Source organism: Pseudomonas machongensis (genome assembly GCF_034961125.1).
Taxonomy (GTDB): Bacteria; Pseudomonadota; Gammaproteobacteria; order Pseudomonadales; family Pseudomonadaceae; genus Aquipseudomonas; species Aquipseudomonas machongensis.
Window position 1 is genome coordinate 75,968 of sequence record NZ_JAYFUI010000072.1, and the last position, 20,644, is coordinate 96,611.

19 protein-coding genes are annotated in these 20,644 nt (G+C 63.3%); 11 read left to right on the forward strand and 8 right to left on the reverse strand.

Annotated features, from left to right (window positions below; translation table 11 throughout):
* The first annotated feature begins 254 nt into the window (after positions 1 to 254).
* Positions 255 to 1,574, forward strand: a complete 1,320-nt coding sequence (locus VA602_RS06565) for an MFS transporter (protein ID WP_197891915.1) — start codon at positions 255 to 257, stop codon at positions 1,572 to 1,574.
* A 117-nt stretch (positions 1,575 to 1,691) separates the two neighbouring features.
* Here the strand turns inward: VA602_RS06565 and VA602_RS06570 are convergent, their stop codons facing one another.
* On the reverse strand, positions 1,692 to 2,444 hold the full coding sequence (locus VA602_RS06570; RefSeq protein WP_153773146.1) for a COG4705 family protein: 753 nt from the start codon (positions 2,442 to 2,444) through the stop codon (positions 1,692 to 1,694).
* A gap of 355 nt (positions 2,445 to 2,799) precedes the next feature.
* Here VA602_RS06570 and VA602_RS06575 point away from each other — a divergent pair, with 355 nt between their 5' ends.
* Entirely contained in the window at positions 2,800 to 3,126 is a 327-nt protein-coding gene (locus tag VA602_RS06575) for a hypothetical protein (protein WP_200603796.1), read from the forward strand.
* Between the two features lie 118 nt (positions 3,127 to 3,244).
* Positions 3,245 to 3,850, forward strand: a complete 606-nt coding sequence (locus VA602_RS06580) for a flavin reductase family protein (protein WP_323452820.1) — start codon at positions 3,245 to 3,247, stop codon at positions 3,848 to 3,850.
* Here VA602_RS06580 and VA602_RS06585 read toward each other — a convergent pair whose 3' ends face one another.
* A complete protein-coding gene (locus VA602_RS06585; RefSeq protein ID WP_197891909.1) occupies positions 3,851 to 4,084 on the reverse strand; it encodes a hypothetical protein in 234 nt (77 codons plus the stop codon).
* 111 nt (positions 4,085 to 4,195) lie between these two features.
* Entirely contained in the window at positions 4,196 to 4,489 is a 294-nt protein-coding gene (locus VA602_RS06590) for a putative quinol monooxygenase (protein WP_054894488.1), read from the reverse strand.
* A gap of 202 nt (positions 4,490 to 4,691) precedes the next feature.
* On the opposite strand from VA602_RS06590, the gene VA602_RS06595 reads away from it, so the two are divergent.
* Entirely contained in the window at positions 4,692 to 5,615 is a 924-nt protein-coding gene (locus VA602_RS06595) for an AraC family transcriptional regulator (protein ID WP_065862394.1), read from the forward strand.
* Positions 5,616 to 5,636: 21 nt separating this feature from the next.
* Here the strand turns inward: VA602_RS06595 and VA602_RS06600 are convergent, their stop codons facing one another.
* Positions 5,637 to 7,271 carry a 5-guanidino-2-oxopentanoate decarboxylase gene (locus VA602_RS06600; RefSeq protein WP_323452821.1) on the reverse strand — a complete coding sequence of 545 codons (1,635 nt, stop codon included), beginning with the start codon at positions 7,269 to 7,271 and terminating at the stop codon, positions 5,637 to 5,639.
* A 112-nt stretch (positions 7,272 to 7,383) separates the two neighbouring features.
* Between VA602_RS06600 and VA602_RS06605 the strand changes: the two genes are divergently transcribed.
* Positions 7,384 to 8,259, forward strand: a complete 876-nt coding sequence (locus tag VA602_RS06605; protein WP_065862396.1) for a LysR substrate-binding domain-containing protein — start codon at positions 7,384 to 7,386, stop codon at positions 8,257 to 8,259.
* 74 nt (positions 8,260 to 8,333) lie between these two features.
* Here the strand turns inward: VA602_RS06605 and VA602_RS06610 are convergent, their stop codons facing one another.
* Entirely contained in the window at positions 8,334 to 8,948 is a 615-nt protein-coding gene (locus tag VA602_RS06610; RefSeq protein WP_054894492.1) for an NAD(P)-dependent oxidoreductase, read from the reverse strand.
* Between the two features lie 29 nt (positions 8,949 to 8,977).
* Positions 8,978 to 9,853 carry an MBL fold metallo-hydrolase gene (locus VA602_RS06615; RefSeq protein WP_323452822.1) on the reverse strand — a complete coding sequence of 292 codons (876 nt, stop codon included), beginning with the start codon at positions 9,851 to 9,853 and terminating at the stop codon, positions 8,978 to 8,980.
* Positions 9,854 to 9,957: 104 nt separating this feature from the next.
* On the opposite strand from VA602_RS06615, the gene VA602_RS06620 reads away from it, so the two are divergent.
* Both VA602_RS06620 and VA602_RS06625 read left to right on the forward strand, forming a co-directional pair.
* The gene (locus tag VA602_RS06620; protein WP_125931524.1) at positions 9,958 to 10,866 is read left to right on the forward strand and encodes a LysR family transcriptional regulator; all 909 of its coding nucleotides are present in this window, start codon (positions 9,958 to 9,960) and stop codon (positions 10,864 to 10,866) included.
* A gap of 125 nt (positions 10,867 to 10,991) precedes the next feature.
* Complete coding sequence (locus VA602_RS06625; protein ID WP_172964814.1) at positions 10,992 to 11,165, forward strand: hypothetical protein; 174 nt, start codon at positions 10,992 to 10,994, stop codon at positions 11,163 to 11,165.
* An 18-nt stretch (positions 11,166 to 11,183) separates the two neighbouring features.
* Here VA602_RS06625 and VA602_RS06630 read toward each other — a convergent pair whose 3' ends face one another.
* Complete coding sequence (locus VA602_RS06630) at positions 11,184 to 12,053, reverse strand: isocitrate lyase/PEP mutase family protein (protein WP_054894495.1); 870 nt, start codon at positions 12,051 to 12,053, stop codon at positions 11,184 to 11,186.
* 377 nt (positions 12,054 to 12,430) lie between these two features.
* Here VA602_RS06630 and VA602_RS06635 point away from each other — a divergent pair, with 377 nt between their 5' ends.
* Positions 12,431 to 13,882: an MDR family MFS transporter gene (locus tag VA602_RS06635; RefSeq protein ID WP_323452823.1), complete on the forward strand. Its 1,452-nt coding sequence runs from the start codon at positions 12,431 to 12,433 to the stop codon at positions 13,880 to 13,882.
* An 82-nt stretch (positions 13,883 to 13,964) separates the two neighbouring features.
* On the opposite strand, the gene VA602_RS06640 is transcribed toward VA602_RS06635, so the two are convergent.
* The gene (locus VA602_RS06640; protein WP_065862401.1) at positions 13,965 to 14,597 is read right to left on the reverse strand and encodes a TetR family transcriptional regulator; all 633 of its coding nucleotides are present in this window, start codon (positions 14,595 to 14,597) and stop codon (positions 13,965 to 13,967) included.
* 254 nt (positions 14,598 to 14,851) lie between these two features.
* On the opposite strand from VA602_RS06640, the gene VA602_RS06645 reads away from it, so the two are divergent.
* From VA602_RS06645 to VA602_RS06655, 3 genes are read left to right on the forward strand one after another with little or no spacing between them, the layout of a single operon-like run.
* A complete protein-coding gene (locus VA602_RS06645) occupies positions 14,852 to 16,006 on the forward strand; it encodes an efflux RND transporter periplasmic adaptor subunit (protein ID WP_054894498.1) in 1,155 nt (384 codons plus the stop codon).
* A 3-nt stretch (positions 16,007 to 16,009) separates the two neighbouring features.
* Positions 16,010 to 19,162, forward strand: coding sequence for a multidrug efflux RND transporter permease subunit TtgB (ttgB, locus tag VA602_RS06650; protein ID WP_323452824.1), 3,153 nt, complete (start codon positions 16,010 to 16,012; stop codon positions 19,160 to 19,162).
* The gene (locus VA602_RS06655; RefSeq protein ID WP_063545955.1) at positions 19,159 to 20,613 is read left to right on the forward strand and encodes an AdeC/AdeK/OprM family multidrug efflux complex outer membrane factor; all 1,455 of its coding nucleotides are present in this window, start codon (positions 19,159 to 19,161) and stop codon (positions 20,611 to 20,613) included. Before ttgB ends, VA602_RS06655 begins: the two co-directional genes overlap by 4 nt.
* Positions 20,614 to 20,644 lie beyond the last annotated feature (31 nt).

Consider the following 20,644-nt stretch of genomic DNA (forward strand, 5'->3'; position numbering starts at 1 on the left):
CCAATAGGCGGGTTACCGCTCATACGGCCTATACCCAGCCGGGATAAGCAGTGCGGCTGGTCGCGGGCAAGCCCGCTCCTACGGATACAGTGCAGGCCTTGATCCATCGCGTTTCTGGGGCGCTGGCATGCCCAAGGATGGGGCGGCCGACACCTCATTCGGATCGTTACGCCCTCATTTGGCACAGCTTCTGCAAAACCCTTCTCAAGCCGCGGTCCCGCGCGCCTCACAAAAACAACGAGAAGGTATCCCTGATGGATAACGCCACCACCCTGCCCGCCGGGGCGGCCACTGCGCCCGCCGCGGAAAAAACCACCGCCAGTCGTCTCAAGTCGATCTTCAGCGGTTCGATCGGCAACATGGTCGAATGGTACGACTGGTACGTCTACGCCGCATTCTCGCTGTACTTCGCCAAAGCCTTCTTCCCCGCTGGCGACACCACCGCACAACTGCTCAACACCGCCGCGATCTTCGCCGTGGGCTTCCTGATGCGCCCGATCGGTGGCTGGCTGATGGGGCTGTACGCCGACCGCAAGGGCCGCAAGGCTGCACTGATGGCTTCGGTACTGCTGATGTGCGCAGGCTCGCTGGTCATCGCCCTGACGCCGGGCTATGAAACCATCGGCGTCGCCGCGCCCATCCTGCTGGTGATCGCGCGCCTGATGCAGGGCCTGTCGGTCGGCGGTGAATATGGCACCTCGGCCACCTACCTCAGCGAGATGGCCAGCAAGGAACGTCGTGGCTTCTTCTCCAGCTTCCAGTACGTCACCCTGATTTCCGGCCAGCTCATCGCCCTGGCGGTGCTGATCATCCTGCAGAACGTGCTGACCACCGAAGAGCTGTATGCCTGGGGCTGGCGCGTGCCCTTCGTGATCGGCGCGCTGTGCGCGGTGGTTGCGCTGTACCTGCGCCGTGGCATGGAAGAGACCGCTTCCTTCACCAAGAAGGAGAAGTCCAAGGAAAGCCTGATGCGCACCCTGATGCGTCATCCCAAGGAGCTGATGACCGTCGTCGGCCTGACCATGGGCGGCACGCTGGCCTTCTACACCTACACCACCTACATGCAGAAATACCTGGTCAACACCGTCGGCATGAGCATCAGCGACTCGACCACCATCTCGGCGGCCACGCTGTTCCTGTTCATGTGCCTGCAGCCGGTGATCGGCGGGCTGTCCGACAAGATCGGCCGGCGCCCGATCCTGATCGCCTTCGGCGTGCTGGGCACCCTGTTCACCGTACCGATCCTCAGCACCCTGCACACCATCCAGACCTGGTGGGGCGCATTCTTCCTGATCATGGCCGCGCTGATCATCGTCAGCGGCTACACCTCGATCAATGCCGTGGTCAAGGCCGAGCTGTTCCCCACCGAGATCCGCGCCCTGGGCGTTGGCCTGCCCTACGCACTGACCGTGTCGATCTTCGGCGGCACCGCCGAGTACGTGGCCCTGTGGTTCAAGAGCGTCGGCATGGAAACCGGCTTCTACTGGTACGTCACCGGCTGCATCGCCTGCTCGCTGCTGGTCTACGCGACCATGAAGGACACCAAGCAGCACTCGCGCATCACCACTGATTGATTCTGCGTCCGCTGTAACTGAAAAGGGTCGTTCCGGTGGAACGGCCCTTTTTTGCGGCCGCAAAAAAGCTCTGCTGCGGGCATTTGTACCGTTCGCGTCAGTCCTTTTTTCCTGAGGTCAGGATACTTCCAGCACTTGCTGCGGCTGACGACGCTGGTAGTAGGTGGCCAGTAGCACCAGCGCCAGCAGGATCGCGCCCAACACCATGGACGAGCCGATCGTGCCAAAGTCCAGACCGCCTTTTTCGTATGGCTTGGTGAGAAAATCGCCCAGGGTTGCACCGAATGGCCGAGTCAGCACGAAGGCTACCCAGAACAACACCACACCAGGGATTCGGGTCCAGTAACGCGCCATAGCCACCAACACGATGGCACTGCCGATCAGCAGGGCGCCACCCGCGAATCCCAGGCCTGAATCATCTGCAAGGTAGTCGCCCAGTGCGGTGCCCAGGGTGTTGGAGAACAGGATCGCAACCCAGTAGAACAACTCGCCTGCACGACTGCGGATGCGCGTGACATCCAGCGGATTACCACTCAGCCGCCACAGAGCGAAGGTCAACAGCAGGATGCCGATCAGCAGCGCTGAACCTGCGGCGTAACCCAACCCGAGCGTGCGATCCATGAAATCGGACAGGGTGGTGCCAGCGGTGCTGGTGGACAGTATCACCAGCCAGTAGAGCACTGGGTGATAGCGGCGGGAATAAAGTTGGGTGAGCAACGTCAGCAAGAACACACTGATCAACAACAGCGAACTCATGGCGTAGCCGATGTCGAGCGTCATCGACAGCAGGTCGCCAGCCGTCTCGCCCAGCGTGGTGGCGCAGATCTTCATGACCCAGAAGGCCAAGGTGATTTGCGGAAGTTTATTCATCGTGTGCCGCTCCGGTTTCTGGAATGCGGCGATGTTGAAGACGAACGTCTGAAAAATCGGTTGGAAAGGAATGAAAAAACCGTTCGGCGTCGAGAGCGACGAAGGGTTGAGTCCTTAACTCGCCATTAATTGAGGTGGAGCAACCTACAAGCGCTGACAGAACGCTTTCGGATATTTGATATGCCGCATGCTGCGGGGTAGAGCCGACAGCTACTTATTTGGACATCTCGCGCGCAAACACATCGATTAAATTGATTATTTTACGTAATTTTTTGCGCTTTTTAATCAAATCAATCGGCGTAGCATGAGATCCATAGCAAGAACAAACCCCCTCGAATCTACTGGAGCAACGACCATGAAAAACCAACTGATCCTGACCCTGGCCCTTTCGGTCTTCGCCGCAGGTGCCTTCGCCGAAGACGGCTTTGACCGCACCAACGCCCACACCTTCGCCGCTGCACAAAGCCAATCGGCCAGCTACGCAGAAGACGGTTTCGACCGCACCGGTGGCCAACGCTTCGCCGAAGATGGCTTCGACCGCACTGGCGGCCAACGCTTCGCTGAAGACGGCTTCGACCGCACTGGCGGCCAACGCTTCGCTGAAGACGGCTTCGACCGCACCGGCGGCCAACGCTTCGCTGAAGATGGCTTCAGCCGCACCAACGCCCACCGCATCAGCTGATCACTGATGCGTGTCACCCAGCCCGGCTTTGGCCGGGCTTGATCATTCCCAGCCAGCTCAAGGCTTGGCACACTAGGCGCCTCGTCCGTCCCAGAGGAAGGGCCAAGGCCCTGCGCAGATGCACTACTACGAACCCGCCAAAGGCCACGGCCTGCCCCACGACCCGTTCAACGCCATCGTCGGCCCCCGGCCCATCGGCTGGATCTCCTCCCATGATCGCGACGGTCGCCTGAACCTGGCGCCCTACAGCTTCTTCAACGCCTTCAACTACATTCCACCGATCATCGGTTTCTGCAGCGTCGGGCGCAAAGACAGCCTGAACAACATCGAACAGACCGGCGAGTTCGTCTGGAACCTGGCCACGCGCCCGCTGGCCGAGCAGATGAACCAGAGCTGCGCGGCAGTGGCTGCGGATATCGACGAATTCGAGCTGAGCGGCCTGACACCGGCGCCCTCGAACGTGGTCGGCGTGCCGCGGGTGGGTGAGAGCCCGGTGAACTTCGAGTGCAAGGTGAGCCAGATCATCCAGCTCAAGCGCGCCGATCAGGAGCTGGTGCCCAGCTGGCTGATCCTGGGTGAAGTGGTGGCCGTGCATATCGCCGAACACCTGCTCAAGGAGGGTATCTACGACACTGCTGCCGCCGAGCCGATCCTGCGTGGCGGTGGCCCGGCGGATTACTTCGAGCTGGGCAACCTGTTCAAGATGCGTCGCCCGCAGGCCTGATCACCAGGCCAGCTCGCCCTCTTCATTGACGCCCTGCAGGCGTTCGAGTTCGGCACAGGCCGCCTCGTCAGCGGCCAGTGCCGACTTGAACACCTGGCCCTCCAGGACTTTGTGAAAGCGCGGAGCCCCACCCATGTGCAGGGCCTTGACCGCGATTGCTGCGTGGTAGCCGCCACCTTCGGCCGGGACCATCGCCGAAACGGCCTCGAAGCCCGGGAATTCTCTACGTGCCATTGCTGTGCTCCAGCTGTTGAACGAGGGGCGGGATTCTACTGCAGCAGGCGTTACGGTAGTGGTCTTTTCATGGGCAAGCTTGCCCGCGAGAAGGTTACCCGCGACCAACCCTCAATCGAAGGTCTGCAGGTCCATGCTCGCCACCACCCGCTCCTGCAGCAGGTCGCCGAAGACCTCGAGCGTCGGTGAAGCGAAGTAACCGCGCATGGCCTGCTGGTCCTGCCAGCTGCCGCTGAGCAGCCAGAGGTCGGCGTCAACCTGGGAGCGCTGGACGGTGAACGCCAGACAGCCGGGGCTGCGCAGCGAAGGCTCGAGCAGGTCGCGCAGGCGCATGCCGAGTTCCGCCGAACGACCGCTGCTGGCACGGATGAAAGCCAAGTGTGTGACCGGTTGATGCAAGGTCATGAACGATCTCCTTGAAGCAGGCGGGACGGAAAAGCCAGGCTGCCAAGATTAGGTCCTCGCCCGCACCCTGCGTTAGGCCATTTCTGTCTGCCGATTGCCTGATCCTGTCGCAATGCAGGATCAGGCAATCGGTCGGCAGCATTTGGCTAGCGCCGGATGTTGCCCAAATCTATGCTGGCCCGGTCCCTGGAGGAATTCGATCATGACCACTGCCCTTGCCGCTCTCGACCCGACCCTGGAAAACCAGCGTCTGGAACTCGCTGACCTGATCCTGAGGCACGCAGGCGATCCCCACGGACCACCGACGGCCATCGAGCAGCTGTACCTGTCGCGCTATGAAGACAACATCCGTTCGAAGCCGGGCCTGGCCCTGCCGGCCCTCTGCGTCATGGCCCAAGGCAGCAAGAGTCTGTTCCTGGGCGATCAGCAGTATGCCTACGACCCGCTGCACTACATGGTGGTGTCGGTGACCATGCCGATCAGCCGGGTGAGGCTCGACGCCAGCCCGGAAAACCCTGTGCTTGGGCTGCGGATCGATCTGGACGCAGCAGAGATCAGCCAGTTGATTGCCGAAAGCGGCCCGATGCTGGTGCCCAGCGTGCAGTCCGGGCTTGGGCTGTATGTGGAGAAGACCGATGCGCACCTGCTCGATGCCTTGCTGCGCCTGGTCCGCTTGCTCGATAGCCCGCGCGACATCCCGATGCTGGCCCCGCTGTTTCGCCGCGAAATCCTCTACCGCCTGCTGCGCGGGCCGCAGGGGCATCGCCTGTACGAGATTGCCCTGGCCAACAGCCAGACACACCGCGTGAGCCAGGCGATCACCTGGCTCAACAAGCATTTCCACCTGCCGCTGCGCATCGAGGAGCTGGCCCGGGAAGTGAACCTGAGCACCTCGACCCTGCACCACAGGTTCAAGGCCGTGACGTCCATGAGCCCGTTGCAGTACCAGAAGCAACTGCGACTGCAGGAAGCCCGGCGCCTGATGCTCAACGATGGGTTGGAGGCCGCGGTGGCGGGGTATCGGGTGGGCTATGAAAGCCCGTCGCAGTTCAGCCGGGAGTACAGCCGGCTGTATGGCGCGCCGCCGATTCGCGACATGGCGCGCCTGCGCTCGAGCGCGGGTTGAATCTGCAAGCCCGCGCGCGCCTCAGCCGGCCACCGCTGCCTGCCACTGTGCCTGGTCCACCTGGATCAGGGTCGGCCCCTTGCGCTCGACCGCCAGCACCAGCGCGGCCTGCAACTGCGCCACATCGCCGACATGTTCGGCCGCAGCCCCCAGCCCCTGCGCCACGGTGATGAAGTCGGGGGTGTGGATGTCCACGCCCACGGGCTCGATGGCGCGATTGACCATGTACTTCTTGATCTCTTCGTAACCCTGGTTATTCCATAGCAGCACGATCAGCGGTACCTGTGCCTCGACTGCACTGGCCAGCTCCGGCAGGGTGAACTGCAGGCCGCCGTCACCGATCAGGCACACCGACGGGGCGCGTTCAGCCACGACTTCGGCACTGCCAAGCCAGGCGCCCATCGCCGCTGGCAAGGCATAGCCGAGCGTGCCGTAGCCGGTCGAAGCATTGAACCAGCGACGCGGACGCGCAAGGTCAAGGGTGAGGTTGCCGGTGTAGACCGGCTGGGTCGAGTCGCCCACCAGCACGGCATCGGGCAAGGTTTCCAGTATCGCGGTAAGCAGACGGGTCTGGCTCAGGGTCGGTTGGTCCCAGCCGGCAGCCAGGTCGATACGCAGGCGCTCGGCACGGGCAGCGCCCCAGCGTTCGTCACGCACCGCAGGCTGCTCGGCCAACGCTGCAACCAGGGCTTCGGCAGCCAGCTTGGCATCGGCGACCAACGCCAGCTCCGGCAGGTAGTTGCGTACGGTCTGGTCCGGATCGATGTCGATGCGCAGCAGGCTGCCGGGGATCTCGAATCCGCCCTTGAAGGTCACGTCGTAGTCGGTTTCGGCAAGCTCGGTACCAATGGCCAGTACCACGTCGGCCTCGGCAACCAGGGCACGGGTTGCCGGCAGCGATTGGGTCGAGCCTATCTGCAACGGATGAGCAACCGGCAGCAGGCCCTTGGCATTGATGGTCAGGGCCACCGGCGCCTGGAGCTGCTCGGCCAGTTGCGCCAGGGCCTCGCCTGCCGCCAGCGCACCGCCACCGGCGAGGATCAACGGACGCTGGGCCTTGGCCAGCCGCTCGGCCATCTGCGCCACCACCTGCGGCGCGGCGCCTGCACGGCTGGTGCGCACCGGGCGAACTTGCAGCAGGTGGTCGGCTGGCTCGACCAGCACATCCAGCGGAATCTCGATATGCACAGGGCGTGGCCGGGCACCGTCGAACACCGCGAAGGCGCGGGCCAGCACCTGCGGCAGGTCATCGGCACTCATCAGGGTCTGGGAAAACGCGCAAACGCCCGCCACCAGCCCAGACTGGTTCGGCAGCTCATGCAGCTTGCCGCGCCCACCGCCCAGTGCATTGCGCGATTGCACGCTGGAGATCACCAGCATGGGGATCGAGTCGGCATAGGCCTGGCCCATGGCCGTGGTGATGTTGGTCATGCCGGGGCCGGTGATGATGAAGCACACTCCCGGCTTGCCGCGCGTCCGCGCGTAGCCGTCGGCCATGAAGCCTGCGCCCTGCTCGTGGCGCGGCGTGACATGACGGATCGACGAGCGCGCAAGCCCGCGATAGAGCTCTACGGTATGCACGCCGGGAATCCCGAACACATGGTCTACGCCATAGCCTTCGAGGAGTTTGACCAGTACTTCGCCACAGGTTGCCATCGTCTTTACCCTGATTCTTGTTGAAATCAGTGCTCATGGAAGCAAGCCGCGGCTACCGCGACAATGCAAAAAAACACATACTAGCCATGTCTCCAGATCATGGCTCGCCACGATGAAACGACTCCCTCCCCTGCCCGCCCTGCACACCTTCCTGGTCACCGCCCAGCACTGCAATTTCACCCGTGCCGCCCAGCATCTGCACATCACCCAGGGCGCTGTCAGCCGCCAGATCGCCGGGCTCGAAGAGCAGCTCGGCTACCCCTTGTTCCAGCGCCAGGCCCGTGGCCTGAGCCTGACCCGTGAAGGCCAGGACTGGCTGCCGCGGGTGCAGCAAGTGTTCGCCCTGATCGAACAGGGCGTGCGCGAGGTCGGCGCGCGCACCGCCACCTTGCAGCTCAAGGCCCCGACCTGCGTGATGCGTTGGCTACTGCCGAGGCTGATGGAATGGCAGGCGCTGCGCCCGGATGTGCCGGTGGAACTGACCACGACGGTGCAGCACGGCGTGGACTTTCGTCATGAAGGCTTCGATGCGGCAGTGGTGTATGGCAGCCCGCCCGCGCAGGGCTCGCTGGTGCGCAAGCTGTTCGACGAGCAACTGACACCGGTGTGCGCCCCCTCGTTGCTGCAAGGCGGCATGCCTCTGGAGCGAGTGGAGGACCTGGCGCGGCACATGCTGCTGCACCCCTCGCGCGACGAGCGTGACTGGCGCCTGTGGCTGCAAGCGGCCGGCGCTGCGTTCGAGCCACAGGGCCGACGCCAGCATTTCGAGACACTGGACATGGCGATGGCCATGGCCTCCCAGGGGACCGGGGTGGCCATCGGCGACTGGGCGCTGATCGGCGATGACCTGCGCAGTGGGCGGTTATGCATGCCCTTTGCGCTGAAGGTGATGACGGGCAAAGGCTATTACCTGGTCTGCCCGTCGAAAAGCCTGCCGCCGGGGCTGGGCGAATTACTGGAGTGGCTGCAGGCACGCGCCAGTCTTTAGCGGCCCTGCGCCCCCATCAGCTCGGCAGCATGTACTGCGCCGCGATTCACCTGTGAAAGGCTGGCAGCGACACCTCAGTAGCCGACAGTGAAGCGCTGGCGCGTATGTGCGGGCTTTTCCAGTTCGTCGATCAAGGCAATGGCGTAGTCGGCGAAGGTGATCCAGCTCTTGCCATCGGCGCCGATCAGCAGGTGATCCTTGCCCAGCGTATAGCGCCCGCTGCGCTCACCCTCGACGAACTCGGCCGAAGGCGAAAGGAAGGTCCAGTCGAGGGTCGGTTCCTGGCGCAAGGTATCGAGAAAGCCCACGCCGGCGCTGGCCTCGGCCTTGTACGCCTCGGGGAAGTCCGGGCTGTCGATCACCCGCTGCCCCGACGGCAGCAGCAGGCTGCCGGCACCACCGACCACCAGCAGTCGCTTGACCCCGGCGCGTTTGACCGGCTCGATGATCGCCTGCGGCGCAAGGGTGGAGAAGTGCGCAGCGCTCAGCACAGCGTCCACGCCTGTGACTGCCGCCTGTAGCGCAGCACTGTCCTTGGCATCCAGCGCCTTGACCGTGACACCTTCACGGCCCTGCAGCGAAGACGGATCGCGGGCGATGGCGACCACGCTGTGGCCACGGCGCAGAGCCTCTTCCAGCAACTGGCTGCCGGCGCGGCCGGTAGCACCGATGATTGCGATCTTGCTCATGGGAAACACTCCATCTGGGTTGTAAGGGGTTACCACTTCATTTCGCCTTTTGCGACCTTGGCCCCGAGCTCCAGGGAACTTTCATCGGCCAGGTTCGGATAACGCTTGCTCATTGCAGCAATCAGCGCCGCCGCATCACGAGCCTTGGCCGCTTCGCTGTCGAAGGCGCGGATGTAGCCTGCGGTGAAGCGCACGGCATCCAGCGAACGGCTGCTCTGTCCCAGGTAGTGGCCTGGGATCACCGTGCGCGGGGCGAGTTTTTCGATGTGTGCAAGCGTTGCCAGCCAGTCGGTGTGGGATTGGGCAGACTGGGTGTCAGCCATCCATACGTGAATGTTCTCGGAAACCACCACACCACCGACCACCGCCTTGATCGAGGGAATCCAGACGAAGCTGCGCTCGGGCTGCGGGCCGTCCAGGCCAACGACTTCGAGCGTCCGCCCTTCCAGCTCGAGACGGTTACCGGCCAACACCTGGGGTACGACCAGTTTCGCGGGCTTGTCGGCGCCCATCTGCGGCCCCCAGTAGGCCAGCTTGGCGTCCATGGTCTGGCGGATGTGCGCCACAGTGGCAGCGGAGGCGACCACCTTGGCGTCTGGAAACGCCTGGGTCAGGGTGTCGAGGCCGAAGTAATAGTCCGGATCGCCATGGCTGATGTAGATGGTGGTCAGCCGCTTGCCACTGGCACGCAGGCGCTCAGCCACCTGCTCGGCCTGGGCCTTGCCGAACTGCGCATCCACCAGCACAGCCTCCCGCTCGCCACTGACGATCACCGAACTGACCGGGAACAGTGCGTCATGGCCTGGGTTGTAGACATCCAGGTGCAGCGGATCGGCCGCCATTGCCTGGCCCGTCAGGGCGATACAGGCCAGCATCAGACTGCGCAGTGGAGTGAAAATCGACATGGTGAGGTTCCTGAAAGCGGGACGATGGAACACAGCTTAGTTGCCCGATCCGTCACAAAAAATGCGATGCTTGAACATAGTTTGTTTCTGAAATCGGGCAAATCATGGATCGTCTGAACGCCATGCGCGTGTTCGTCACCGTCGTCGACCTGGGTAGCCAGTCGGCTGCGGCAGATCACCTGGAGCTTTCCAGGCCTGTAGTGTCGCGCTACCTCGCCGAGCTTGAGGAATGGGTCGGCGCACGCTTGATGCAGCGCACCACGCGCAAGCTGAGCCTGACCGCCGCGGGCCTGGACACCCTGCCACGCTGCCGACAGATGCTGGAGCTGGCCTGCGACCTGCAGACCGCGGTACGTGCGCCCGAAGATGCGCCGCGCGGCGAGTTGCGCATCAGCGTGAGCACCTCGTTCGGTCAGGCGCAGTTGGTGGATGCGGTGGCGGAGTACGTGAAGCGCTATCCGGGGGTGAAGGTGGAATTGCAGATGCTCGATCGCACGGTCAACCTGGTTGACGAGCGCATCGACCTGGCGATCCGCACCAGCAACGACCTGGACCCGAACCTGATTGCCCGACGCCTCAGCGTCTGCCGTTCGGTGGTCTGCGCCAGCCCCGCCTACTTGCGCGAGTACGGCACGCCGCAGCGAGTCGAGGACCTGACCCAGCACAACTGCCTGACCCACGCCTACTTCGGCCACAGCCTGTGGCATTTCGAGGTGGCCGGTGAACAGGTCGCGGTGCCCGTGCAGGGCAATATCAGCGCCAACGAAGCCCTGACCTTGCAGAAGGCCGCCCTGGCCGGTGCCGGAATCGCCATGCTACCGACCTACCAGGCCGCCTGCGCAGTGCGTCGCGGCGAGTTGGTGAAACTACTGCCCCTGGCGCGACCACGGGAGCTGAACCTCAATGCGGTCTACACCTCACGCAAACACATGCCCGCGACCTTGCGCAGCATGCTGGACTTTCTTGCCCAACGCTTCAGCGAAGAACCGGAGTGGGATCGGGAGCTGGATTAGTGCGTGGAGCGGCCTTGCGCCGCTGCGACGCAAATCACACCGATCTCGATGTTCGCCCCAGGCAATTGCTGCGCCCTGACCTATGCTTGCAAGTATCCCTGTGGTCACAGCAGGAGGTAGGCAACATGGGCATCAAATCCAGACGCTGCGTGATCGTCCTGGCCCTGGTCGCCGTGGCCGGACTCTACGGTTCGGCCTGCTGGCGCGTTGAGCTGTTGCGCAGCCAGCCCAGTACCGCGGCCAGTTGCGCACACGAGCACTGCGTCCCGCACACCGCAACGCTGAGCGCCCTCAGGTAGCCCGACAACGCCTGTCGGTCACTCCTCGACGCTCATGTACTCCTTGGCCCAGCGGATGTAATCCTCAGGCTGGGTGTAGGTGTGCGAAAGCTCGGTGGCGCTGAGGTTCTCGGACTTGTTCTGCTGTCCGCGCTGCAAACGCAGGCAGTCGTAGGTGGCCTTGATCGCAGCGAAGTACGCCGCATGGCCATCGACCACGATGCGCACGCCCAGGCGCGCCAGGCGCTCGTCGTCACGCAGGTTCGGGTTGCCGTAGCTGACCAGCATCAGCGGCACGTTCAGGTGCTCGGTGATCTGCTCCAGTTGCTCGAAATCCTTCACCCCCACCATGCAGATACCGTCGGCACCGGCCTTCTGGTAGCTCTGGGTGCGGACGATGATTTCCTCGGTGGTCAGTACGCCGGCGTTGGTCCGGGCAATGATCGACAGCGACGAGTCGACTCGCGCTTCCAGTGCCGCACGGATCTTGCCGACGCCCTCTTCCACCGAGATCAGGTCAGTGGACTTGCGACCGAACTGGGCCGGCAGCAGGGTATCTTCGATGGTCAGCGCCGCCACGCCAGCGCGCTCCAGCTCGATTACCGTACGCATGACGTTCAGCGCGTTGCCATAACCATGGTCGGCATCAGCGATGAAGGGCAACTGGGCGACGCGGCCAATGCGCGTAGCCTGCTCGACGAATTCGCTCAGGGTGATCAGGGCGAAGTCCGGGGCGGCGAGCACCTGCAGGGAAGCGACCGAGCCGCCGAGGATACCGACTTCAAAGCCCAGGTCTGCGGCAATGCGCGCCGACATCGGGTCGAAGACTGAAGCTGTGTGATAGCACGAACCCGACGCGAGCAGTTCGCGGAAGGCAAAACGCAGATCTTGGTGGGAAGCCTTGGGCATGATCACTCCGCATAAACGTGAAAAGTCGAACTGGCTGACTACCGCCCCTGAACCGGGACCCTCCGCCCTGCCATAGGCATGACATGCAGAGAGTGGAAGAGAAGTGCGGGATTACAGCGATGCGGAAACCTGGGTCACAATGCACCAAATGGGTGCAAACCAGTGTATTTCGGCTGCTATGAACCTGCACGATATCACGCGGCCATGCGCGTTCGTGTGAAAGCGCTTATGCCGATCGTGCATAGGCGATGCAGACAGTACATAGGAAGCTACCTAACTCAGGTTACAATCCGCGTCACGTTCGCAGCCATTTCACTCGCCACGGGCCGCCGACGAACAGCACAATTTCACGACCTCCGACCACAAGGTGTGACCCCGTGACCGCCGCCCTGCCCCCCGCCGACTTGCGTAGCGTGCTCAGCGCGCTGATGCTGGCGATTCTTCTTGGTGCCCTCGACCAGACCATCGTCGCCGTCTCCATGCCGGCCATTTCTGCCCAGTTCAACGATGTCGGCCTGCTGGCCTGGGTCATCTCCGGCTATATGGTTGCCATGACCGTGGCCGTGCCGATCTACGGCAAGCTGGGCGACCTGTATGGCCGTCGGCGCATGATCCTCACCGGCACCGCACTGTTCACCCTGGCCTCGATCTTCTGCGCCCTGGCACAGAACATGGAACAACTGGTGCTGGCGCGCGTGCTGCAGGGCATCGGCGCGGGCGGCATGGTCTCGGTCAGCCAGGCGATCATCGGCGACTTCGTCCCGCCTCGCGAGCGCGGGCGCTACCAGGGTTATTTCAGCAGCATGTACGCCCTGGCCAGCGTGGCTGGCCCGGTGCTCGGCGGCTGGCTGACCGAATACTTGTCGTGGCGCTGGGTGTTCTGGATCAACCTGCCGCTGGGGCTTTGCGCCTGGTGGGTGATCCGCCGCGCGCTGATGGGCATGCCGGTCCAACGCCGGGAAGCACAGGTCGACTATATCGGTGCACTGCTGCTGATCCTGGGCCTGGGCAGTTTGTTGCTGGGCATCACCCTGGTGGGCCAAGGGCATGCCTGGACCGCGGCGCCGGTGCTGGCCCTGTTTGCCTGCGCGGTATTGGGCCTGGTGCTGTTCGTCGCCCACGAACGCCGCTGCCAGGAGCCGCTGTTGCCACTGAAACTGTTCGGCAACCGGGTCGCCGTGCTGTGCTGGTGCGTGATCTTCTTCGCCAGCTTCCAGTCGATCTCGCTGACCATGCTCATGCCGCTGCGCTTCCAGAGCATCACCGGTGCCGGCGCCGACAGCGCCGCGCTGCACCTGCTGCCGTTGGCGATGGGGTTGCCACTGGGAGCCTTCAGCGCAGGCCGCCTGACGACATTCACCGGACGCTACAAGCCACAGATCCTGGCGGGCGCTCTGCTGATGCCGCTGGCGATCCTCGGCATGGCCCTCACACCGCCGCAGTCAGCCTGGCTGGGCGGGTTGTTCATGCTGTTGACCGGTATCGCCTGCGGGCTGCAGTTCCCGACCTCGCTGGTGGGGACGCAGAGCGCGGTGGACATGAAGGATATCGGTGTGGCCACCAGCACCACCAACCTGTTCCGCTCGTTGGGTGGGGCGATGGGCGTGGCCTGCATGTCCAGCCTGCTGCTGGCGCTGCTGCATCTCGGAGGGCTTGAGGTGCTGGGCAACCCGCTGCTGGGCAGCCTGAAGGGCGGCGAGACGGATCCGGCGACCCAGGCGCATCTGCTGTCGACGTTCCGATACCTGCTGCTGGCCAGTGCCGCCGCGGCAGTGCTGGGGCTGCTGGCGGCACTGGCGTTGCCAGACCGGCAATTACGGGGGCATTGAAAAGGCCAGGGCCGCAAAGCGGCCCTTTTAACCCCGGCTTAATCCTACCGGGAAAAACTTCATCACAATCCTTAACAAAGTGTCATTTGCGCAGGGCCGGGCTCAAGCGCAGCATATCCAACCCTGTGTCGACCCATTTTTGCGCATCGCGCAACAGGTCGAAGCTGTCCGGGAGCAGCAACCAGCGCCCGATCAGGCCGTCGACATAGGCAAACATGGCGATGGCCGCCCGCTCGACATCCAGGTCGGCGGGCAACTGGCCACGGCGTACCGCATTGGCCAAGGCGCGGGAAATGCCTTCGTGGCATTCGACGATGGCGCCTTGTCGCTGCTGGCGGATTTCACACATCTCATCGGTGAACTCGCACTTGTGATGCAGGATTTCATTGATACGCCGGGTCCTGGCGTCCAGTACCAGCTCGTTGAGCACTTGCAACAGCAGCTTGCGCATGCAGCCGAGCGGATCGAGCTCGTCCTCGCTTTCGCTGGCACGCGCGAGATGGTCATGGGTCTCGTGCAAACTGTCGAGCAGCGCCTGGACCAGCTCGGCCTTGTTACTAAAATGCCAGTAGATCGCACCACGGGTGACGCCCGCGATCTCGGCGATATCGGCCAAGGTGGTTCGCGCAACTCCGCGCTTGTAGAAAGCCTTTTCCGCCGCCTCGATGATCTGCGCGCGGGTTTCCTGGGCTTCCTCTTTGGTTCGACGGACCATGGCAGCTCAACCTCATCTGAGCCCGGCACGAGAATCGCCTGGGCTTTGGGCCGGGTTCGCCTCTGCAGGGCGACTCCCGGATGCATTAATCACGTTTTGCGGTAGTAGCCTGGTACCACCACGCGGTATTTACAAACAACCATGAATGTAAGTATATTCGTTAGTAAGCTACTAATCCACTCGATAGCGATTTTTCTGAAAAGACTCTTCCACTATTCTTGAGCTCCCCCTGCTCCTGCGACCCGAGGATCCTCATGCAATTCAAGCCAGCCGTTACCGCCCTGGTTTCCGCCGTCGCCCTTGCAACCCTGCTCAGTGGCTGCAAGAAAGAAGAAGCCGCGCCTGCAGCGCAGGCTCCTCAGGTCGGCGTCGTCACCCTGCAGCCGCAGGCCTTCACCCTGACCTCGGAACTGCCAGGGCGCACCAGCGCCTATCGCGTCGCCGAAGTCCGTCCACAGGTCAATGGCATCATTCTCAAGCGCCTGTTCAAGGAAGGCAGCGACGTCAAGGAAGGGCAGCAGCTCTACCAGATCGATCCCGCCGTCTATGAAGCCAACCTGGGTAATGCCCAGGCCAACCTTCAGGCTACCCGCTCGCTGGCCGAGCGCTACAAGCAACTGATCGACGAGCAGGCCGTCTCCAAACAGGAATATGACGACGCCAATGCCAAACGATTGCAGGCCGAAGCCTCGCTCAAGAGCGCGCAGATCGACCTGCGCTACACCAAGGTGCTGGCGCCGATCAGCGGTCGCATCGGACGCTCGTCGGTCACCGAAGGCGCGCTGGTGAGCAATGGCCAGACCAACGCCATGGCCACCATCCAGCAGCTCGACCCGATCTACGTCGACGTCACTCAGTCCACCGCCGAACTGCTCAAGTTGCGCCGTGACCTGGAAAGCGGCCGTCTGCAGAAGGCTGGCGACAATGCCGCGAAGGTGCAGCTGGTGCTTGAAGACGGCAGCACGTTCGCCGGTGAAGGTCGCCTGGAGTTCTCCGAAGTCTCGGTCGATGAAACCACAGGCTCGGTGACCCTGCGTGCGGTGTTCGCCAACCCGGACCACACCCTCCTGCCTGGCATGTTCGTGCATGCCCGCCTGCAAGCTGGTGTCAATGCCAACGCGATCCTCGCTCCACAGCAAGGTGTGACCCGCGATCTCAAGGGCTCGCCCACGGCACTGGTGGTGAACAAGGATAACAAGGTGGAACTGCGTCAACTCAAGGCCAGCCGCACGCTGGGCAACGAGTGGCTGATCGAGGAAGGCCTCAATCCGGGCGACCGCCTGATCACCGAGGGGCTGCAGTTCGTGCGTCCAGGTGTCGAGGTCAAGGTCAGCGAAGCCACCAACGTCAAGAAGCCGGGCAGCCCTGAACAGGCCAGCGCCGCGAAAGCCGACGCCAAAGCGGAGTAAACCATGTCGAAGTTCTTTATCGATCGCCCGATCTTCGCCTGGGTGATCGCCTTGGTGATCATGCTGGTCGGGGCCTTGTCGATCCTGAAACTGCCGATCAACCAGTACCCCAGCATCGCGCCGCCGGCCATCGCCATCGCCGTGACCTACCCGGGCGCCTCGGCGCAGACCGTGCAGGACACCGTGGTACAGGTCATCGAGCAGCAGCTCAACGGTATCGACAACCTGCGCTACGTGTCTTCGGAAAGTAACTCCGACGGCAGCATGACCATCACCGCTACCTTCGAGCAGGGTACCAACGCCGACACCGCGCAGGTGCAGGTGCAGAACAAGCTCAACCTGGCCACCCCGCTGCTGCCGCAGGAAGTGCAGCAGCAAGGTATCCGTGTCACCAAGGCAGTGAAGAACTTCCTGCTGGTGATCGGCCTGGTGTCCGAAGATGGCAGCATGACCAAGGACGACCTGGCCAACTACATCGTCTCCAACATGCAGGACCCGATCTCGCGTACCGCAGGTGTTGGTGACTTCCAGGTGTTCGGTGCCCAGTACGCCATGCGTATCTGGCTCGATCCGGCCAAGCTCAACAAGTTCCAGTTGACCCCGGTCGATGTACGTACCGCCGTCACTGCGCAGAACGTGCAGGTTTCTTCCGGCCAGCTCGGTGGCCTGCCAGCGATGCCGGGTACCCAGCTCAACGCCACCATCATCGGCAAGACTCGCCTGCAGACCGCCGAGCAGTTCGAGAAGATCCTGCTCAAGGTCAACAGCGATGGCTCGCAGGTGCGCCTGCGTGACGTCGCCAAGGTCGGGCTGGGCGGCGAGAACTACGCGGTCAGCGCGCAGTTCAACGGCAAGCCGGCATCGGGCCTGGCGGTCAAGCTGGCAACCGGCGCCAACGCCCTGGATACCGCCAAGGCCTTGCGCAAGACCATCAGCGACCTTGAGCCGTTCTTCCCGCCCGGGGTCAAGGCAGTGTTCCCGTATGACACCACGCCAGTGGTCACCGAATCGATCAGCGGGGTAATCCACACCCTGATCGAAGCCGTGGTCCTGGTGTTCCTGGTGATGTACCTGTTCCTGCAGAACTTCCGCGCCACCATCATCACCACCATGACCGTTCCGGTGGTGTTGCTGGGCACCTTCGGCATCCTTGCGGCCGCAGGCTTCAGCATCAACACCCTGACCATGTTCGCAATGGTCCTGGCCATCGGCCTGCTGGTGGACGATGCCATCGTCGTCGTGGAAAACGTCGAGCGGGTGATGTCCGAAGAAGGGCTACCCCCCAAGGAGGCGACCAAGCGCTCGATGCAGCAGATTCAGGGCGCGCTGGTGGGTATTGCCCTGGTGCTTTCGGCGGTCCTGCTGCCGATGGCCTTCTTCGGCGGCTCCACCGGCGTGATCTACCGCCAGTTCTCGATCACCATCGTATCGGCCATGGGTCTGTCGGTGCTGGTGGCGCTGGTCTTCACCCCGGCGCTGTGCGCGACCATGCTCAAGCCGCTGAAAAAGGGTGAGCACCACACGGCCAAGGGCGGCTTCTTCGGCTGGTTCAACCGTAACTTCGACCGCAGCGTACAGGGCTACGAGCGCAGTGTCGGTACGATCCTGCGCAACAAGATCCCGTTCCTGCTGGCCTATGCGCTGATCGTGGTGGGCATGATCTGGCTGTTCACTCGCATCCCCATCGCGTTCCTGCCTGAAGAAGACCAGGGCGTACTCTTCGCCCAGGTGCAGACCCCGGCCGGCTCCAGTGCCGAGCGCACCCAGGTGGTGGTCGACAAGATGCGCGAGTACCTCCTCAAGGACGAAGCCGACACCGTGTCGTCGGTGTTCACCGTGACCGGGTTCAACTTCGCCGGTCGTGGCCAGAGTTCGGGCATGGCGTTCATCATGCTCAAACCTTGGGGCGAGCGTTCGGCCGAGAACAGCGTGTTCAATCTCTCGACCCGCGCCCAGCAGCACTTCTTCAGCTTCCGCGATGCGATGGTGTACGCCTTCGCACCGCCGGCAGTGCTCGAACTGGGTAACGCCACCGGCTTCGACGTGTTCCTCCAGGACCGTGCCGGCGTCGGCCACGAGAAGCTCATGGAAGCGCGCAACCAGTTCCTGGCCAAGGCCTCGCAGAGCAAGATCCTCTCCGCAGTGCGCCCCAACGGCCTGAACGACGAGCCGCAGTACCAGCTGATCGTCGACGATGAGCGCGCCAGTGCCCTGGGCGTCACCATTGCCGACATCAACAACACCCTGTCGATCGCGCTGGGTGGCAGCTACGTCAACGACTTCATCGATCGTGGCCGGGTCAAGAAGGTGTACATCCAGGGTGACTCCAGTGCCCGCATGAGCCCCGAAGACCTGCAGAAATGGTACGTGCGCAACGGCCAGGGCGAGATGGTGCCGTTCTCCTCCTTCGCCTCCGGTGAATGGACCTACGGCTCGCCGAAGCTGTCGCGTTACAACGGCGTGGAAGCAGTCGAGATCCTCGGTGCCCCGGCGCCTGGCTACAGTACCGGCGAGGCCATGGCCGAGGTCGAACGCATCGTCGGCGAACTGCCGTCGGGCATCGGCTACTCCTGGACCGGCATGTCCTACGAGGAGAAGCTCTCCGGTTCGCAGATGCCGGCGCTGTTCGCCCTTTCGCTGCTGTTCGTGTTCCTCTGCCTGGCAGCGCTGTACGAAAGCTGGTCGATCCCGATCGCCGTCGTGCTGGTGGTGCCGCTGGGTATCATCGGTGCACTGATCGCCACCAGCATGCGCGGGCTGTCGAATGACGTGTACTTCCTCGTCGGCCTGCTGACGACCATCGGCCTGGCGGCGAAAAACGCCATCCTGATCGTCGAGTTCGCCAAAGAGCTGCACGAACAGGGCAAGAGCCTGTTCGATGCGACGATCGAGGCGTGCCGCATGCGTCTGCGCCCGATCATCATGACCTCGCTGGCATTCATCCTCGGCGTGGTACCGTTGACCATCGCCAGCGGCGCAGGCTCTGGCAGCCAGCACGCGATCGGCACCGGGGTGATCGGCGGCATGATCAGTGCGACTGTGCTGGCGATCTTCTGGGTACCGCTGTTCTTCGTAGCAGTGTCGTCGCTGTTCGGCAGCAAAGAGCCGCACACCGACGCCACCCCTGAAACTCCACGTAATGAGGCTGGGCAATGACCAAGTCTTTGTTGTCCCTGGCGGTAACCGCTTTCATTCTCGGCGGCTGCTCGCTTATTCCTGACTACCAGACCCCGGAAGCGCCGGTGGCCGCGCAGTGGCCGCAAGGCCCTGCGTACTCGCCGACCCAGTCGGCAGACGTGGCCGCCGCCGAACAGGGCTGGCGCCAGTTCTTCCACGACCCGGCGCTGCAGAAGCTGATCCAGACCTCGCTGGTCAACAACCGCGACCTGCGTGTGGCCGCGTTGAACATCGATGCCTACCGTGCGCAGTACCGCATCCAGCGCGCCGACCTGTTCCCGGCGGTCTCGGCCACAGGCAGCGGCAGCCGTCAGCGGGTTCCGGGCAACCTGTCACAGACCGGCGAAGCGAACATCACCAGCCAGTACTCGGCAACGTTGGGCGTCAGCGCCTATGAGCTGGACCTGTTCGGCCGCGTCCGCAGCCTGAGCGAACAGGCACTGGAGACCTACCTGTCCAGCGAGCAGGCACGTCGCTCCACGCAGATCAGCCTGGTGGCCAGCGTGGCCAACGCCTACTACACCTGGCAGGCCGACCAGGCGCTGCTGAAGCTGACCGAAGAAACGCTCAAGACCTACGAAGAAAGCTACAACCTGACCCGCCGCAGCAACGAGGTCGGCGTGGCCTCCGCACTTGACCTGAGCCAGGCGCGCACCGCTGTCGAAGGCGCGCGGGTCAAGCTGTCGCAGTACCAGCGTCTGGTGGCGCAGGACCTGAACAGCCTGACCGTGCTGCTGGGCACCGGTGTACCGGCGGACCTGCCGGCCTCGCTGAAGCTCGACGCCGACCAACTGGCCGACGTGCCAGCGGGCCTGCCGTCCGACCTGCTGCAGCGGCGTCCGGACATCCAGGAAGCCGAGCACCTGCTCAAGGCTGCCAACGCCAACATCGGCGCAGCCCGCGCGGCGTTCTTCCCGAGCATCAGCCTGACCGCCAACGCTGGTACCCTGAGCCCGGACATGGGCGGGCTGTTCAAGGGGGGGTCGGGGACCTGGCTGTTCCAACCGCAGATCAACCTGCCGATCTTCAACGCCGGCAGCCTGCGCGCCAGCCTGGACTACTCGAAGATCCAGAAGGACATCAACGTCGCCAAGTACGAAAAGACCATCCAGACCGCCTTCCAGGAAGTCTCCGATGGCCTGGCGGCGCGCAAGACCTTCGAAGAGCAGTTGCAGGCCCAACGTGACCTGGTTGCCGCCAACCAGGATTACTACCGTCTGGCAGAGCGTCGCTACCGCATCGGTATCGACAGCAACCTGACCTTCCTCGACGCCCAGCGCAACCTGTTCAGTGCCCAGCAGGCGCTGATCAGCGATCGCCTGTCGCAGCTGACCAGCGAGGTCAACCTGTACAAGGCGCTCGGCGGTGGCTGGTACGAGCAGACCGGACAGGCCAACCAGCAGGCTTCGGTGGACTCGCCCAAAGGCTGAGTGATCCGGCAACAGCATCAAGCCCACCCTC